This window comes from Streptomyces sp. NPDC046939, from assembly GCF_040644575.1.
GTDB lineage: Bacteria > Actinomycetota > Actinomycetes > Streptomycetales > Streptomycetaceae > Streptomyces.
Window position 1 is genome coordinate 41,422 of record NZ_JBEYWV010000045.1, and the last position, 15,761, is coordinate 57,182.

A 15,761-nucleotide genomic window follows, 5' to 3' on the forward strand; every position below is an offset into this window, starting at 1 on the left:
GAGCCGGTGTGAGCGACGAGGACGGGCTGCGGACCTACCGCGGGAAGCGGCACTTCGACCGGACGAGCGAACCGAGCGGCGAACACGACGCGGAGGCCGAGCCGTCCGGCTCCGGCTCCGGCCCGGACTCCGGCTCCGACGAGCCGGTCTTCGTGGTGCAGATCCACGACGCCAGCTCAATGCACTTCGACTTCCGCCTGGAGGTCGACGGCGTCCTCAAGTCCTGGTCGATCCCGAAGGGCCCGTCGACCGACCCGCACGACAAGCGGCTCGCCATCCCCACCGAGGACCACCCGATGGCGTACCGGGACTTCGAGGGAACGATCCCGCGGGGCGAGTACGGCGGCGGCACGGTGATCGTCTGGGACCGGGGCACGTACCGCCCGATGAGCCACGACAAGCGGCACCGCCCCGTGCCGTTCGCACAGGCGCTGGAGAACGGGCACGCCACTTTCGAGCTGCACGGCGAGAAGCTGCGCGGACAGTACGCGCTGACCCGCTTCCACGGCCGCGAGGAGCGGGACGGCGGCTCGGCGAAGAAGCCGACGTGGCTGCTGGTGCGCAAGGGGTCCACGGCCGGGCACGGCTCGGGTACCGGCACCCCCGACCCCCGCCGCGCCCGTTCGGCCCGCACCGGCCGCACCCTCCGCCAGGTCGCCGACGCACCCGACGCACCGACCTGGGGATCCGATCGCGGGGAGAAGCGATGACCGGCCTGCTCGATACGCTGCCGCCCGCCCTCGACGGCCGTACGCGCCCGGCGGCGCCCGGCGTCGAACTCGCCGCGCGCCCGATGCTCGCGACCCTCACCGACCGCCGTGACTTCCCCGAGGGCTGGATCTTCGAGCGGAAGCTCGACGGCGTCCGGGTGCTCGCCGTGCGGGAGGGCGGCGAGGTGACGATCCGCTCCCGCTCGGGGCGCAGGATCGACTCCACCTACCCCGAGATCGTCAAGGCGCTCGCCGCCCAGGACTGCGCGGACTTCACCGTCGACGGCGAGATCGTCGCCTACGCGGGCGGGCGCACCGACTTCTCCCTGCTCCAGCAGCGCATGGGCCTGACCCGCCGCGCCGACGTCGAGCGGAGCAAGGTGGCCGTCACCTACCACGTCTTCGACCTGCTGCGCCTGGACGGCGTCGACGTGCGGCGCCTCCCGCTGCGCAACCGCAAGTCCCTGTTGCGGCGCGCGCTGACGTTCCGGGCGCCGCTGCGCTACACCACCCACCGCAACGCGGGCGGCCCCGAACTCCTCGCCGACGCCTGCCGGCGCGGCTGGGAGGGGCTCATCGCCAAACGGGCCGACAGCACCTACCAGCCCCGCCGCTCGGACGACTGGCTCAAGCTGAAGTGCAGCTTCGGGCAGGAGTTCGTCATCGGCGGCTTCACCGAACCCGCGGGCAGCCGCGAGGGCCTCGGCGCCCTCCTCATCGGCTACCACGACGACACCGGCACGCTGCGCTACGCGGGCAAGGTCGGCACGGGGTTCGACCGCCGGACCCTGCTCGACCTGCGGCGGCGCCTCGACGCCCTGGAGGAGAGCACATCGCCGTTCGCGGGCCGCATCGCGCAGCGCGGTGCCCACTGGGTGCGACCGCGGCTCGTCGCGCAGATCGACTTCTCGGAGTGGACCCGCGACGGCATGTTGCGCCACCCCCGCTACCAGGGGCTGCGCGACGACAAGAACCCGGCCGACGTCATCAGGGAGCGCCCGGAGACATGAGCGACACCGACACCGACCAGCGGAACCTGATGCGCGCCCTGCTGTCCGGGCACGGGCAGACCTACGCCGCCGAGGCGGGCATCACCCTCAAGAACACCCCGCAGCCGCTCTACCGGACACTCGTCCTCGCGCTGCTGCTCAGCGCGCGCATCCGCGCCTCCGTCGCCGTGGCGACCGCGCGGGCGCTGTACGACGACGGGCTGCGCGACCCGCGCCGCATGCTCGACGCCACCTGGCAGCAGCGCGTCGACGCCCTCGGCAAGGGCCACTACCGGCGCTACGACGAGCGCACCGCCACCCAGCTCGGCGACGGCGCCCGCCTGGTCCTCGACGAGTGGGGCGGCGACCTGCGCACGGTGCGCGAGCGGGCCGACGGCGACGCCGCCACCCTCCGCGCCGAGCTGCGCAAGGTCCCCGGGCTCGGCCCGACCGGCGTCGACATCTTCCTGCGCGAGGTCCAGGACGTCTGGCCCGAGTACGCGCCCTTCCTGGACGCGAAGACGCTGCAAGGCGCCGAACGCCTCGGACTGCCGAAGGACCCCGACGCGCTGCTCCGCCTCGCGGGCGACGCCACGCCGCGCGCGGAGATCGCCGCCGCCCTCGTCCGGGCCGCGCTCGACAAGAGTGTCGTGGAGGACTGCCGCACACGCGCGCGGGACGCCTGACACCGGCGCTCCCGCTCTGGGTGACGCAGCTCACGCGCGCGTACCGGTCGATCTTGGAATGTGCATGTCCCCCCACACTGCTGCAATGCTGGTGGGCTTGTGCCTCGAAGAGCCTGTCTCTGCGAGGCGGCACCGGGCAATGGGGCTCGGGTCCCCTGACACCCCCGTGATCGGACCGCTGTACTTCGAAAGGTCTCCTCCACCATGCCGCTGGCCCTGCTGGCCCTGGCTGTTGTCGCGTTCGGCATCGGCACGACCGAGTTCGCCACCATGGGGCTGCTGCCCCAGATCGCCGACGGCGTCGACGTCTCCGTACCCCACGCCGGCAACCTCGTGTCGGCCTACGCCCTCGGAGTCGTCGTCGGCGCGCCCGTCCTCACCGGCATCGGCGCCCGCATCCCGCACAAGCGGCTGCTGCTGCTCCTGTCGGGCCTCTTCGTCGTCGGCAACGTCGCCTCCGCGCTCGCCCCGAGCTTCGGGACGCTGTTCGCCGCGCGCTTCCTCGCCGGACTGCCGCACGGGGCGCTGTTCGGCGTCGGCGCCGTCGTCGCCTCCCGGCTCGTCGCGCCCGAGCGCGCCGCACGCGCCGTGTCGAAGATGTTCCTCGGCCTCACCGTCGCCAACATCGTCGGCGTACCCGCGGGCACGGCGCTCGGCCAGCACCTGGGCTGGCGCGTCGCCTACTGGGCGGTCGGCGGCATCGGCGTCCTCGCCCTGATCGCGCTCGCGCTGTTCGTCCCGCACCAGCCGCGCGGGCAGCAGTCCGGCATCCGGCACGAGCTGCGCGCGATGGGCAACAAGCAGGTCGTCATCGGCCTCGCGACCGCCGTCGTCGGCTTCGGCGGGTTCTTCGCCGTCTACAGCTACCTCGTACCGATGCTGACGCACGTCACCGGCATCTCCGACGCCTCGACCACGCTGGTCCTCGCGCTCTACGGCGTCGGCATGACGCTCGGCACGCTGCTCGCCGGCCCGCTCACGGACCGCGCCCTGCGCCCGACGCTCTACGGCGGTCTCGCGCTGCTCGCGGTGGCCCTGGTGACGTTCTACTTCACCGTCCACAGCACGGTGCCCGCGCTCGTCACGATCACCGCCATCGGCGCGCTGGGCTCCCTCATCACCACACCCGTGCAGATGCTGCTCATGGCCAAGGCGGAGAAGGCGCCGACCATGGCGGCGGCCTCCAACCACTCCGCCTTCAACCTCGCCAACGCGGGCGGCGCCTGGCTCGGCGGCCTCGCCATCTCGGCGGGCTGGGGCTGGGCCTCGCCCAACCTCGTCGGCGCGGTGCTCGCCGTCGCGGGCCTCGCCCTCGCGGTCACCGGCGGCGCTCTGGACCGGGGCACCCGCCGCTCCGAGGTGATCCGCTCCTCCGGCGCGAAGACCCCGGCCGAGGAGGCCGGACAGGTCACCCCCGCACCCTGAGGCGCGGAGGGGCAGCACGCACAGGGGCCGTACACCGCCGCGACCACCGGCAGGTGTACGGCCCCGGTTCACTTCTGGGCGACGTACGAGAACGTGACGTACGCGCACAGGGCGACGACCGCGCCGACACCGCCCACGCACCACCCGAGGCAGCGCGCCTTGAGCCGGACGTAGCGCTCGTTGTACTCGCCGCGCAGCTCACGCGCGCGGGCCGCGATCTGTCCGAGCGCCGCCTTGTGGAACGCGAGGCGCTCCTCGGTGAAGACGCGCTCCACCTCCTCGCGCTGCGCGGTGGTGAGCCAGGGCAGCCGCCGGGTGAACTCCTCGGCCTGCGCCCGGGTCTCCGTCACCTTCGACGTCCACAGCAGATACCCCTCCATCCGCTGCAGGCCGGACTCGACGTCGCGGTCGGCGCTCATGCGGAGTGGGTCTCGTTGCGGTGCCGGTTCTGGCTCTGGTCCAGGGCCGCGACGCTCGGGTGGTGCAGGTCGAACGCGGGCGACTCCGAGCGGATGCGCGGCAGGGTGCAGAAGTTGTGACGCGGCGGCGGGCAGGACGTCGCCCACTCCAGCGAACGGCCGTAGCCCCAGGGATCGTCCACGACGATCCTCTTGCCGTACTTGGCGGTCTTCCAGACGTTGTAGAGGAACGGCAGGAGCGAGAGGCCCAGCAGGAAGGACGAGATGCTGGAGATGGTGTTCAGGGTCGTGAAGCCGTCCGCCGCGAGATAGTCCGCGTACCGGCGCGGCATCCCCTCGACGCCCAGCCAGTGCTGGATGAGGAAGGTGCCGTGGAACCCGACGAACAGCGTCCAGAACGTGATCTTGCCGAGCCGCTCGTCGAGCATCTTGCCGGTGAACTTCGGCCACCAGAAGTGGAACCCCGCGAACATCGCGAAGACGACGGTGCCGAACACGACGTAGTGGAAGTGCGCCACCACGAAGTACGAGTCGGACACGTGGAAGTCCAGCGGCGGCGCGGCCAGGATGACCCCGGTCAGACCGCCGAACAGGAAGGTCACCAGGAAGCCGACCGACCACAGCATCGGCGTCTCGAAGGACAGCGAGCCCTTCCACATCGTGCCGATCCAGTTGAAGAACTTCACACCGGTCGGCACCGCGATCAGGAACGTCATGAACGAGAAGAAGGGCAGCAGCGCGCCGCCCGTGACGTACATGTGGTGCGCCCACACCGTCACCGACAGACCGGCGATGGCGATGGTCGCGCCGACCAGACCGGAGTAGCCGAAGATCGGCTTGCGGCTGAAGACCGGGATCACCTCGGAGACGATGCCGAAGAACGGCAACGCGATGATGTACACCTCTGGATGGCCGAAGAACCAGAACAGGTGCTGCCACAGCAAGGGCCCGCCGTTCGCCGGGTCGAAGATGTGCGCCCCGAACTTGCGGTCCGCCTCCAGGGCGAGCAGCGCGGCGGCGAGCACCGGGAAGGCCAGCAGGACGAGGACGGCCGTGAGCAGCACGTTCCAGGTGAAGATCGGCATGCGGAACACGGTCATGCCGGGCGCGCGCATGCAGATGATGGTGGTGATGAAGTTGACCGAGCCGAGGATCGTGCCGAAGCCCTGGAAGGCGAGGCCCATCACCCACATGTCACCGCCGATGCCCGGCGAGTGCACGGCGTCCGACAGCGGGCTGTAGGCGAACCAGCCGAAGTCCGCCGCGCCCTGCGGGGTCAGGAAGCTGCCCATCGCGATCAGCGAGCCGAACAGGTACATCCAGTAGGCGAACATGTTCAGGCGCGGGAACGCCACGTCGGGCGCGCCGATCTGCAACGGCATGATCCAGTTCGCGAAACCGACGAAGAGCGGCGTGGCGAACATCAGCAGCATCACCGTGCCGTGCATGGTGAACGCCTGGTTGAACTGCTCGTTCGACAGGATCTGGTTCCCCGGCCTGGCCAGCTCGGCGCGCATGAAGAGCGCCATGACGCCGCCGACCAGGAAGAACCCGAACGACGTCGTCAGATACAGCGTCCCGATCGTCTTGTGGTCGGTGGTGGTGAGCCACTTCACCACGACCGCGCCGGGGCGCCGCGGATGGGCACTCTCCGAGTTGTGTGCGTCGGGCGCGGCCTCCGCGCTCTCCAAGGACGTCATCAGGTGTGGCTCTCTTCGTCGGTGCCGGCGACGGATACGCGCAGCGGGGGATACGACCACGACTAGCCCAGGCTCGCCGCCGCTTCCGGGACGCGCGCTCCCGCGCGCGCGTGGTTCCCCCGAATGCACCAGCCGCTGGGGTGACGGGGCGACCACGCCGCGGCGAGCGGGCGGGCGCTTCCCGGCGAACCGGCGGAACATGGGGTGGAACAGCACATAGTGACCGGCGAGAACAGACGGGAGTACCCGAGGTGGGTGAGGGGCGCGAGCACGGCCGTTCCGCGGAGTACGCCGCCGAGGTGCGCCAGGTCGAGGAGTTGAACCGCATGGAGGGCCCGGCCGCCGACGAGCCCGGCGATCCGGCCGAGCGGGTCCGCCACCGCGCCGCCGACCTGCTCGTCACGGGGCACGCGCTGGCCCGTACGGAGTCTCTCGGCGACGCCCTCGCCGTGATCTCCCGCGTGTACGACCCCGCCCTGCCCCTGCGCGGCCAGGCCGTCTTCCGCGCCGACCGCGACGTCCTGCACTGCGTCGGCCAGTTCGGCTTCCCCGGCTGCGAGGACCCCGCCTTCCGGGTGGCGCTGGACAGCGACTACCCCGGGGCGCAGGTCGCCCGGACCGGCCGCCCCGTCTTCCTCGGCTCCCCCGAGGAGTACCGCGGCCGTTCGCCCGCCACCTTCGCCCCCTCCGACCGGGAGGGGCACAAGGCGTGGGCGTTCCTGCCACTGACCACGTACGGGCAGGTCACCGGCGTCTGGATGGCCGCGTTCGACGCCCCGGTGCGGATGACCGACAAGGTGCGCGCGCTCCTCGTCGCCCTCGCCCGCCTCCTCAGCCAGAGCGTCGAGCACTCCTACACCGGCGAGGCCGACCGCGCCCTCTCCCGGAGTCTGCGCAGCAGCATGTCCGGAACCGGCGTCGGCGTCGAGGGGCTCACCACCGCCGCCCGGTACCTGCCCACCGGCGGCGGGCTCATGGTCGGCGGCGACTGGTTCGACTGCATCTCCCTGCCCGGCGGCCGCCTCGGCCTCGTCATCGGCGACGTCCAGGGCCACGACATGCACGCCGCCGGACTCATGTCGCAGCTCCGCACCGCCATCCACGCCTACGCCATCGAGGGCCACGGCCCCGACGCCGTCCTGACCCGCGCCTCCCACTTCCTCGCCGCACTCGACGAGGACCGCTTCGCGACCTGCATCTACATGGAGGCCGACCCCGCCACCGGCACCGTCCGCATCGCCCGCGCCGGGCACCCGCACCCCGTCCTGCGCCTCCCCGACGGCACCTGCCTGCTCAAGCACCTCAGCGGCGGCCTGCCCCTCGGCCTCGACCTCAGCGAAGACAACTACCCGGTCAACGTCCTCAGCCTGCGCGAGAACGAGATCCTCATGCTCTGCACCGACGGCCTGATCGAGGCGGGTGGCCACGACATGTACTCCGGCTGGCTCCGCGTACGCAGCGCCCTCTCCCCGGGCACCCCCGACGACCTCGACGCCATGGCGGACCGGCTGCTGAGCGCCGTCGTCGCACCCGGCGACCCGCGCTCGCCCGACCAGCCCGCCTCCATCACCGAGGACGACATCGCCCTGCTCCTGCTGCGCCGCGACCCCTCCGCGCCGCACGCGGGCCCGCCCGTGCGGCGCCTGTGCCTCACTTTGCAGCAGGACCAGGCGGAGACGCTCAGCGAGGCCCGCATCGAGCTTCAGGGACTGCTCCACGACTGGGCGCGGCCCGAGCAGATCGACACCGCCGTCCTGCTCGCCTCGGAGCTGCTCGGCAACGTCCTGGTCCACACCGAGCACGCCGCGGTCCTGCGCGCCGAGATCAGCGGTCCCCCGGGGCAGCGGCGGCTGCGCGTGGAGGTCACCGACCGCAGCGACGACGTCCCGCACCGGCGCGCCCCCGGCGAGCTGTCCTCCTCCGGGCGCGGCCTCGTCCTGCTCGACCTGCTCGCCCACCAGTGGAACGTGCGCCCCGAACCGGAGGGCAAGACCGTCTGGTTCGTCCTCGACGAGGACGGCCCGGAGGAGCCCTGAACCCGCCGGTCCGGGCCCGGGCGGGAAGACCGCCGTACGGGGGAATTCCCCCAAATGGGCAGGCACCGGCTGATCGCACATTTGTGCAGGTCAGAGGCGGTGTGTGACGGAGAGATCCCTGCCCTTGTATCTCACGCACAGTGACGGCAGCGGATGCGGAGCGCACACGGACCCGGCAACGTCGAACGCGGCGGAAGCGTGGCCCCTTCCACCGACCCGGCAACGGTGCCGGGCGCTCGTCCCCGGGCCGGCGAACTCTGAAAGGACCGCACCGGATGCGCAAGATTGCCAAGTACGTCGCTGTCGGCGCCCTCGTCACCCCCCTCGTCATCGGCAGCGCCGGCCTGGCGTCGGCCCACGACGGCCCGGGCCACGACGGCCCCGGCTACGGGAAGGCGACGAACTCCGCGACGGTGAACGGCGGCCGCACCTCCGCGACGTTCAGCGGCTTCGGCCGGGACGGCAAGGCCTACTTCGTCACCACCACCAAGCAGGCCGGCCCGACGGGTGCCTCCGGCACCACGGTGGGCTCGCACTCCTGACGCGCTCCGGCCGCCGAGCCGGAACGAGGCGTGTGCCCCGGAGTCCAGGACTCCGGGGCACACGCCTGTGCGGCACGGCAGGCGTCAGGAATGCGTGCGGGTCGTCGACCACTTCGGCCCGTCGGGTCCGACCGTCATGACCGTCTGCTCGAAGTAGGCGGTGCCCGAGGCGTCGAAGCCGGACGCGGTGGTGGTGTAGACGACGCGGCCCCCTGTGAAGTCCGCCGTGTTCCGGCTGAACGCCGGGCCGCCGGGGCTGAACGGGGCCTCGGCCGTGGGGATCGTCACGCCGTCCGCGGGGGACGGCTCCGCCGCGGCGGCGGCCCCCGGCGCGGCCAGACAGAGCCCGGCGGCCAGGGCGAGGGTCAGGGCGGTCGGACGCGGGGCGAGGCGTCCCGGAGACAGAATCGACATGGTCCGACCGTGCCCGCGGGGCCCCGGCAGGGACGGCGACGCACCGGCACGGGCCGGTCGCCGCCACCCGTAGGAGTCATTCCCTGGCTGCGGTCGGGCTAGTGGCCGCAGTGGTGGCGGCGTCCGCCGACGGCACCCCGGAGGGGGCCGGTGCGGGCGCCGCGCCCGGCGGGTCCGCCGCGATGGTGGTGGTGGCCTTCCCCGGCGCGAACAGGGCGTTGCCCCGGAAGGTGACCGTCGCCTCGGTCATCCGACGCGGCGTCACACGGAACACGCAGGTGAACCGGCCCTCGCGGCTCGTGGTGGTGTTGCACCGCTGCGGCGCGGCGTCGGCCTCGCCGCTGACCTCCACGGAGACCGCGAGCCGTGCCAGGGGGAAGAGCAGGGTGTCGCCCTCGACGAGCCGCCCCTTGACCCGCACCGTCGACGCGGCACCGGCCGGGGTCTCCCGCGCGCTCAGTTCCGTGACGACCGTCGCCGTGCGCGCGGCGACGGCCGGGCGGTGGTGCGAGAGCGCGGGCGGCCGCGGGGCGGCACCCGCCGCCGAGGCGGCCACGCCGATGACGAGCGGCGTGACCGCGGCGGACAGCAGTCGTCTGCGGAGGGGCATCACACAGCACTCCCGGGCAAGAGGAAGGCGGACGATCTTCTTGCCGGGTGTATGCCACTCGCGGCCCCGTGGCTAACGGGACCGCGAGCGGCCGTCAGTGATCGGAGTAGCTGAAGTCCCCGACCGTCCACGCGTTGACGTCCGAGATGGCGACCCGGTACATCCCGCCCGTCTCGGGGATGCCCATGGTCCCCTGGAGGATCCGTGCGACGTGGAAGTGCAGGTGGGTGGGGGTCGTGTGCGGCGCGGGCGCCCCGTCCGCCTCCAGGGAGGTGAAGGCGGTCGCGAACGGGCCGAGCTGGTCCGAGTCCTTGAGGACCTCCGAGACCCGCTGGCGCCAGATCGCCTCCGGTGCGAGGCGGCCGGTGATGACAGTGCCGCCGGTGACCACCGTCAGGGACATCTGCGTGCTCTGTTCGGACTCCACGGTGGCCGCGAGCACGGTGAGCAGTTCGTCAGGCTTCGACATGGCCGCAGATTCTATGTGACCCGGCCTCCTGTGACCTGGCCGCCCCGCATCCTCAGCGGATGTCGGCCCTCGCGCTCAGGCCGTGCCGCGCCCGATCAGACGGTGCGGCACGATCAGCTCCTGCGGCGGGACGTCGTTGCCGGGGCTGTATATCCGGTCGGCCAGGCATTGCAGGGAGCGTTCGGCGATCTGCCGCTTGTCCGGGGCGATGGTGGTCAAGGGAGGGTGGCTGTAGCGGCCGTCCTCGATGTCGTCGAAGCCGACGATCGCGACGTCCTCGGGGACGCGCAGGCCCCGCTCGTGCGCCACGTGCAGGGCGCCGAGGGCGAGTTCGTCGCTGAACGCGAAGACGGCGTCGGGCGCGGTGCCGCCGTCGAGGAGTTCGGTCATCGCGCGGGCGCCGTCCGCCCGGTGCAGCGCGGCCACCGGCCGCTGTGCGCCCGGGAGTTGCGGCAGCCCGGCCCGGTCGAGCGCGCGGACGTAGCCCTCGGCGCGCTGCAGGGCCGTGCCGTTGTGCAGGTGGGGCTGGAGCCCGATGGCGGCGACGCGGCGCCGGCCGAGGCCGATGAGGTGGCTGGTCGCCTCGTCGGCGGCGGTGACGTTGTCGACGGCGACGTGGTCAGCGGCCCCGTGCGGGCTGCGCTCGCCGAGCAGGACGAGCGGCACGGCCGGTGCGGTGGCGGCGAGTTCGGCCGGGTCGAGGGCCCAGGGGCTGATGATGAGGCCGTCGACGACGCGCCCGCCGCCCTGGGTGAGCAGGCGGCGCTCGGCGTCGGCGTCGCCCCGCGTCTGGTCGATGATGACGGTCCACGAGCGGCGCCGCGCCTCGTCGACGAGGAGCCCGGCGAGCTCGCCGAAGTAGGGGGAGTGCAGTTCGGGGATGGCGAGGCCGATGATGCCGGTGCGGCCGGCGCGCAGGCTGCGGGCGGCGAGGTTGGGCTGGTAGCCGAGCGCGTCGAGCGCTTCCTGGACGCGCTGCCGGGTCTCGGGCGCCACGGCGGCGCTGCCGCTGACGACGTTGGACACGGTGCGCACGGAGACCCCGGCCCGGGCGGCCACATCTTTCAGACGACTGCTCACCGCGTCATCTTTTCATGACCGGTCTGCCGGACTTCTCTGCGCCAAAGGGTATTGCAACGTTGCATGCAACGATGCAATGTGGAGCGGAGACGAAAGCACGGCTTGCGAGGAGGCAAGGATGACCGACGTGGACGTGGCCCAGGACGTCGCGAACCTGTACGAGGACGGCATCACCGCGCGCAAGGGCGCCTTCACCGAGGAGTGGGCCGACCGGCTGCGCGAGGACATCGAGACCGCCTTCGAGGAGGCGCGCGCCCGGCCCGACGGAGCCGTGGGCCGCGGCCCGCACCGCTACTACGTGGAGATCCACCCCGAGCAACTGCGCGGCTTCGTAGACCTCGTGGACCACCCCTGGGTCCGCTCCGTCGCCACCGCCGTGCTCGGCCCCGACTACCGCATCGTCGAACTCGGCTTCGACGTCCCGCTGGAGGGCGCGGTCAATCAGCCCTGGCACCGCGACTTCCCGATCCCCGACGAGACGCGCGCCGAACGCCGCCTGACCTCCCTGGCGTTCAACGTCACCGCCGTCGACACCGCCGAGGACATGGGCCCCTTCGAGATCGCGCCCGGCACCCATTGGGACGACGGACCCGACTTCGAGCACGGCATGTTCCCGCCCCGCGAGCGCTACGGCCGCTACGAGCAGCGCGCCGTGCGCAAGTACCCCCAGCGCGGCGACATCTCGGCCCGCACCGCGCTCACCATCCACCGCGGCACGAAGAACGAGTCCGCGAAGGCGCGGCCCGTCCTCGTCCTCGGCCTCGACGGGCCCGAGGCGAACAACGCCGACCGCCACGACACCGCCGTCACCCGCGCGTTCTGGGAGACGCTGCCCGAGCGGGTCCGCCGCCACCTGGACTGCCCGGTCGTCGAGAAGCTGACGCCGATCACGCAGAAGCACACCATCGAGGGTCTGGTCATGGGCGATGCCTGAGGCGGCCCGCGCTCAGACGCCTGGGTCGGGCTCCGCCGGGCCCGGGCGCAGGGCGCGGGCCGCTTCGAGCTGCGCCGCGAACGACAGCCCCAGGAACAGCGCGACGGAGGTGAGATACGCCCACAGGAGCAGGGACATGAACGCGCTGAGCGGCCCGTAGACGGTGTCGAAGGAGCCGCTGAGCGAGAGGTACAGGCTCAGCGCCCACGTCAGCAGCGACCACAGCACCAGGTACACGGCGGCCCCGAACGCCAGCCAGGTGTACCCCGGTTGGCGGCGGCGCGGCGAGCGCCGGAAGATCGCGCTCGCCGAGATCAGCGCGAGCAGCAGGCCGAGGGGCCAGCGCAGGACGCCCCAGACGGCGCCGGCACCGTCGCCGAGGCCGTAGACGGAGACCGCCGCCGCTGCCAGGTCGCCGCCCGCCACCATCATGACGAAGCCGAGGCCGAGCGGGAGCCCGGCGCCGAGCGCCATGACGAGACCGCGCGCGTACTTCTGCACGAAGGGCCGGTCGCGTTCGTTGCCGTAGATGCGGTTGGCGCCGCGCTCGACCTGGCACATCGCCGTGGTGATGTTGGACAGCGAGAACGCCAGCGCGAACCAGAGGGCCACCTGGGTGCCGCCGTCGGCGGTGCGGCGGCTCCTGGCGAGGGCGTCGTCGACGATCTTCGCGCTCGGCCCGGCCGCGATCCGGTGGATGGTCTCCTCCGCGAAGCGCCCGACGCTCTCGGTGTGCAGCGTCGTCGACAGGCCGACGAAGACGATGGCGAGCGGGATCAGCGCGAGCACCGTCTGCAGCGCCAGCGCGCGGGAGTGGCTGAACCCGTCCGCGTAGCGGAACCGGACGAAGGCGTCCCGCAGCAACTGGCGGCCGCCGTAGCGGCGCAGCGCCTCGTACGCCTCGTCGCCGGAGAGTTCGTCGCCCCGCATGTCGCGGGTCTCGGGGACCTTGGTCGCCGTACCCATCGTTCCCCCTCGGTTCCGCACGCGCCCGGCTGTGTTCCGCGCACCCCTCTGCCCCCGATCGCGCCCGGCAATCGGCGAGCGGCGCCCCGGACCGGGGAGGGATCCGGTCCGGGGCGCCGTCGGTCAGCTCCGCGTGTGCCCGCGGGTCAGCGGTAGCCGTCCTCCCGGCCGTCCTCGGGAAGCAGGGGCTGCGTGTCGTCCTCGCGGCGCCTGTCGCGCTCCCGGTCCTGACGGTCGCGCCCCGGCTCCTGGCGGCCTCGCTCGTCCTGCGGGTCGAACGGGTCGAACGTCGGGTCCTGGATGTTGCTGCGGTCGGCCATGACGGCTCCTTGTCTGTACGAGTGGTTCTGTGCGAATGGTTCTGTGCGGGTGGTTCCATGGGTGGAACACGACCCACGGTGAGCCGGTCGTCCGCCGCGCGCATGTCGGGGCGGGCAGTCCAGCGACCACCCGACTGGGCGCACGTGTCGCCGGCCCCGCTCCGGGCATCCGGGGCCCATGGAGCCCGTCGTACTGGCGAGAGGGGGCAGCGCCCCCGACTTCGTGCCGCTGTGGGCGCAGGTGTTGATCGTGGTCCTGGCCTTCGCCGTCCTCGCCCTGGCGTGGCACCGCCGTGACAGGCGGAACAGACCCTGACGCACCCGGCCACGCGCGCCGCGACAGCGCCCCCGCGCGGTGCGAGGCTGGACACGCGCCGGTGGCCACGGGCGCCCCGCGGCCACGACCGTCCCGTCGAGCGTCCAGGAAGGCGGCCCGCCCCATGCCCAGCCCCACCCGCGTCCCCGCCCCGGCGTTGCGCGCGGAGGCGGACGGCGAGGCCCGCTTCGACGGCGAGGTCCGGCTGATGGTGCAGTACACCGGCGACAGCCAGGAGGACGTCGACGCGCAGGCGCTCGGCCTGCCGCGGGCCACCGGCCGCGCCCTGCGACGCCGATGACGCCCGCCACCCGGCCTCCCGCCCCGCCCCCGCCGCCCGCCTCCAGGAGGCCGTACCCGTGACCCGCACCCCCGGCACCTCGTTCCCGCCCCACGCGCTGCACGACTACGCGCTGCTCGCCGACGGTGAGCGTGGCGCGCTGGTCGGGCCGGACGGGGCGCTGAACTGGCTGTGCGCGCCCGCCTGGCACGACGACGCGGTGTTCGCCTCGCTCATCGGCGGCGGAGGCGTCTACGCCGTGACGCCGCACGGACGGTGGGTGCCCGGCGGTCACTACGAGGCCGGCACGCTGATCTGGCGCAACCGCTGGGTCACCACCGATGGTGTCGTCGAGTGCCGCGACACCCTCGCCTTCCCCGGCGACGAACGGCGCCTGGTCCTGCTCCGGCGGATCCACGCCGTCGCGGGCGCCGCCCGCCTGCGCGTCGTCCTGGACCCGCGCTGCGACTACGGCCGCGCCCCGCTCGCCGACGCCCACCGCGACGACCAGGACGTCTGGCACCTGCGCACCGGCCGGCTCCGGCTGCGCTGGCAGGGCGCGCCCGAAGCGACCCCCGGGGATGAGGGCCTCGTCGCCGACCTCGTGCTGGAGCCCGGCGAACGGCGCGACCTCGTCCTCGAATGCTCCGACCGGCCGCTCCCGGACGAACCGCCGCACGCCGCGGGGGAGTGGGCCAGGACGGAACGGGCCTGGCGCGAGGCGCGGCCCGCCTTTGGCGACACCATCGCCGCCGACGACGCGGGCCGCGCCTACACCCTCCTGCGCGGCCTGACCACGCGCGACGGCGGCATGGTCGCCGCGGCCACCACCAGCCTTCCCGAACGCGCGGAGGCCGGCCGAAACTACGACTACCGCTACGTCTGGATCCGCGACCAGAGCTACGCGGGACAGGCCGCCGCGGCCGCCGGCGCCCACGACCTGCTCGACGCCGCCGTGCGGTTCACCGGCGAACGGCTGCGCGCCGACGGCGCGCGCCTCACCCCCGCCTACACGATCCACGGCGACCCCGTCCCCGGCCAGAAGGAGCTGGACCTGCCCGGCTACCCCGGCGGCCACAGCCGCATCGGCAACCGCGTGCGCGAGCAGTTCCAGCTGGACTGCTTCGGCGAGGCGCTGCTCCTGTTCGCCGCCGCCCAGCGCCTCGACCGCCTCGACGCCGACGGCTGGAAGGCCGCAGACGCCGCGGTCCGGGCCGTCGCCGAGCGCTGGCGGGAGCCCGACGCGGGCATCTGGGAGCTGGATCCCCGGGCCTGGACGCACAGCCGCCTCATCTGCGTCGCCGGGCTGCACGCGCTCGCCCGCGCCGCGCCCCGCCACCCGCTCGCCGCCATCTGCACCGCGCTCGCCGGTGCGATCCTCACCGCCACGGAGGCCACCTCCGTCCACCCCGACGGGCATTGGCAGCGCGCGCCCGACGACCCCGCCGTCGACGCCGCCCTGCTGCTTCCCGCCGTCCGTGGCGCGCTGCCCGCCGACGACGCCCGTACCCGCGCCACGCTCGCCGTCTGCCGCGAGCGGCTCGCGCAGGACCACTTCATGTACCGGTTCCGCCACGACGACCGGCCCCTCGCCGACGCCGAGGGCGCGTTCCTCCTGTGCGGGTTCGTCATGGCGCTCGCCGAGCACGGCCAGGGCGACCCGGTCGAGGCGCACCGCTGGTTCGAACGCAACCGTGGCGCGTGCGGCGCGTCCGGCCTGTACGCCGAGGAGTTCGACGTCGCCCAGCGCCAACTCCGCGGCAACCTGCCGCAAGCCTTCGTCCACGCCCTCCTGTTGGAGACCACCGCCCGTCTCGCCGGGGCCCCCGGGGCCCACGGCGCGGACCACCGAGCAAGGAGCTGAC

18 protein-coding genes are annotated in these 15,761 nt (G+C 73.1%); 10 read left to right on the forward strand and 8 right to left on the reverse strand.

Annotated elements, in window-relative coordinates; translation table 11 throughout:
- The first annotated feature begins 8 nt into the window (after nt 1–8).
- The 4 genes from ABZ877_RS35625 to ABZ877_RS35640 all read left to right on the forward strand — a co-directional run bounded on the left by ABZ877_RS35625 (nt 9) and on the right by ABZ877_RS35640 (nt 3,810).
- Nucleotides 9–710 (forward strand): DNA polymerase ligase N-terminal domain-containing protein, encoded by a 702-nt coding sequence (locus ABZ877_RS35625; protein WP_361079999.1) that lies wholly within the window; start codon nt 9–11, stop codon nt 708–710.
- Entirely contained in the window at nt 707–1,720 is a 1,014-nt protein-coding gene (gene ligD / locus ABZ877_RS35630) for a non-homologous end-joining DNA ligase (protein ID WP_361080001.1), read from the forward strand. The genes ABZ877_RS35625 and ligD overlap by 4 nt, the downstream gene beginning before the upstream one ends.
- The gene (locus ABZ877_RS35635) at nt 1,717–2,385 is read left to right on the forward strand and encodes an endonuclease (RefSeq protein WP_361080003.1); all 669 of its coding nucleotides are present in this window, start codon (nt 1,717–1,719) and stop codon (nt 2,383–2,385) included. The genes ligD and ABZ877_RS35635 overlap by 4 nt, the downstream gene beginning before the upstream one ends.
- Nucleotides 2,386–2,589: 204 nt before the next feature.
- The gene (locus ABZ877_RS35640) at nt 2,590–3,810 is read left to right on the forward strand and encodes an MFS transporter (RefSeq protein ID WP_361080005.1); all 1,221 of its coding nucleotides are present in this window, start codon (nt 2,590–2,592) and stop codon (nt 3,808–3,810) included.
- Between the two features lie 68 nt (nt 3,811–3,878).
- Here the strand turns inward: ABZ877_RS35640 and ABZ877_RS35645 are convergent, their stop codons facing one another.
- A complete protein-coding gene (locus ABZ877_RS35645) occupies nt 3,879–4,229 on the reverse strand; it encodes a hypothetical protein (RefSeq protein WP_361080007.1) in 351 nt (116 codons plus the stop codon).
- Nucleotides 4,226–5,929, reverse strand: coding sequence for a cytochrome c oxidase subunit I (ctaD, locus tag ABZ877_RS35650; RefSeq protein WP_361080009.1), 1,704 nt, complete (start codon nt 5,927–5,929; stop codon nt 4,226–4,228). The genes ABZ877_RS35645 and ctaD overlap by 4 nt, the downstream gene beginning before the upstream one ends.
- Before the next feature lie 251 nt (nt 5,930–6,180).
- On the opposite strand from ctaD, the gene ABZ877_RS35655 reads away from it, so the two are divergent.
- Both ABZ877_RS35655 and ABZ877_RS35660 read left to right on the forward strand, forming a co-directional pair.
- Nucleotides 6,181–7,965, forward strand: coding sequence for an ATP-binding SpoIIE family protein phosphatase (locus ABZ877_RS35655; RefSeq protein ID WP_361080011.1), 1,785 nt, complete (start codon nt 6,181–6,183; stop codon nt 7,963–7,965).
- Nucleotides 7,966–8,240: 275 nt separating this feature from the next.
- A complete protein-coding gene (locus ABZ877_RS35660; RefSeq protein WP_361080013.1) occupies nt 8,241–8,507 on the forward strand; it encodes a hypothetical protein in 267 nt (88 codons plus the stop codon).
- A gap of 84 nt (nt 8,508–8,591) precedes the next feature.
- On the opposite strand, the gene ABZ877_RS35665 is transcribed toward ABZ877_RS35660, so the two are convergent.
- From ABZ877_RS35665 to ABZ877_RS35680, 4 genes are all read right to left on the reverse strand, one after another.
- The gene (locus tag ABZ877_RS35665) at nt 8,592–8,921 is read right to left on the reverse strand and encodes a hypothetical protein (protein ID WP_361080015.1); all 330 of its coding nucleotides are present in this window, start codon (nt 8,919–8,921) and stop codon (nt 8,592–8,594) included.
- 76 nt (nt 8,922–8,997) lie between these two features.
- On the reverse strand, nt 8,998–9,531 hold the full coding sequence (locus tag ABZ877_RS35670; protein WP_361080017.1) for a hypothetical protein: 534 nt from the start codon (nt 9,529–9,531) through the stop codon (nt 8,998–9,000).
- A 94-nt stretch (nt 9,532–9,625) separates the two neighbouring features.
- Complete coding sequence (locus tag ABZ877_RS35675; RefSeq protein WP_361080019.1) at nt 9,626–10,000, reverse strand: hypothetical protein; 375 nt, start codon at nt 9,998–10,000, stop codon at nt 9,626–9,628.
- Between the two features lie 75 nt (nt 10,001–10,075).
- Nucleotides 10,076–11,080, reverse strand: a complete 1,005-nt coding sequence (locus tag ABZ877_RS35680) for a LacI family DNA-binding transcriptional regulator (protein ID WP_361080021.1) — start codon at nt 11,078–11,080, stop codon at nt 10,076–10,078.
- A gap of 118 nt (nt 11,081–11,198) precedes the next feature.
- Here ABZ877_RS35680 and ABZ877_RS35685 point away from each other — a divergent pair, with 118 nt between their 5' ends.
- Entirely contained in the window at nt 11,199–12,014 is an 816-nt protein-coding gene (locus ABZ877_RS35685) for a phytanoyl-CoA dioxygenase family protein (RefSeq protein ID WP_361080023.1), read from the forward strand.
- Between the two features lie 12 nt (nt 12,015–12,026).
- Here the strand turns inward: ABZ877_RS35685 and ABZ877_RS35690 are convergent, their stop codons facing one another.
- On the reverse strand, nt 12,027–12,980 hold the full coding sequence (locus ABZ877_RS35690; protein WP_361080025.1) for a YihY/virulence factor BrkB family protein: 954 nt from the start codon (nt 12,978–12,980) through the stop codon (nt 12,027–12,029).
- A 146-nt stretch (nt 12,981–13,126) separates the two neighbouring features.
- Complete coding sequence (locus ABZ877_RS35695; protein ID WP_361080027.1) at nt 13,127–13,300, reverse strand: hypothetical protein; 174 nt, start codon at nt 13,298–13,300, stop codon at nt 13,127–13,129.
- A gap of 178 nt (nt 13,301–13,478) precedes the next feature.
- Here ABZ877_RS35695 and ABZ877_RS35700 point away from each other — a divergent pair, with 178 nt between their 5' ends.
- The 3 genes from ABZ877_RS35700 (at nt 13,479) to ABZ877_RS35710 (ending at nt 15,760) form a co-directional block, all read left to right on the forward strand.
- Nucleotides 13,479–13,616 carry a hypothetical protein gene (locus ABZ877_RS35700; RefSeq protein ID WP_361080029.1) on the forward strand — a complete coding sequence of 46 codons (138 nt, stop codon included), beginning with the start codon at nt 13,479–13,481 and terminating at the stop codon, nt 13,614–13,616.
- A 124-nt stretch (nt 13,617–13,740) separates the two neighbouring features.
- On the forward strand, nt 13,741–13,917 hold the full coding sequence (locus tag ABZ877_RS35705; RefSeq protein ID WP_361080031.1) for a hypothetical protein: 177 nt from the start codon (nt 13,741–13,743) through the stop codon (nt 13,915–13,917).
- A 58-nt stretch (nt 13,918–13,975) separates the two neighbouring features.
- A complete protein-coding gene (locus tag ABZ877_RS35710; RefSeq protein WP_361080033.1) occupies nt 13,976–15,760 on the forward strand; it encodes a glycoside hydrolase family 15 protein in 1,785 nt (594 codons plus the stop codon).
- Nucleotide 15,761 lies beyond the last annotated feature (1 nt).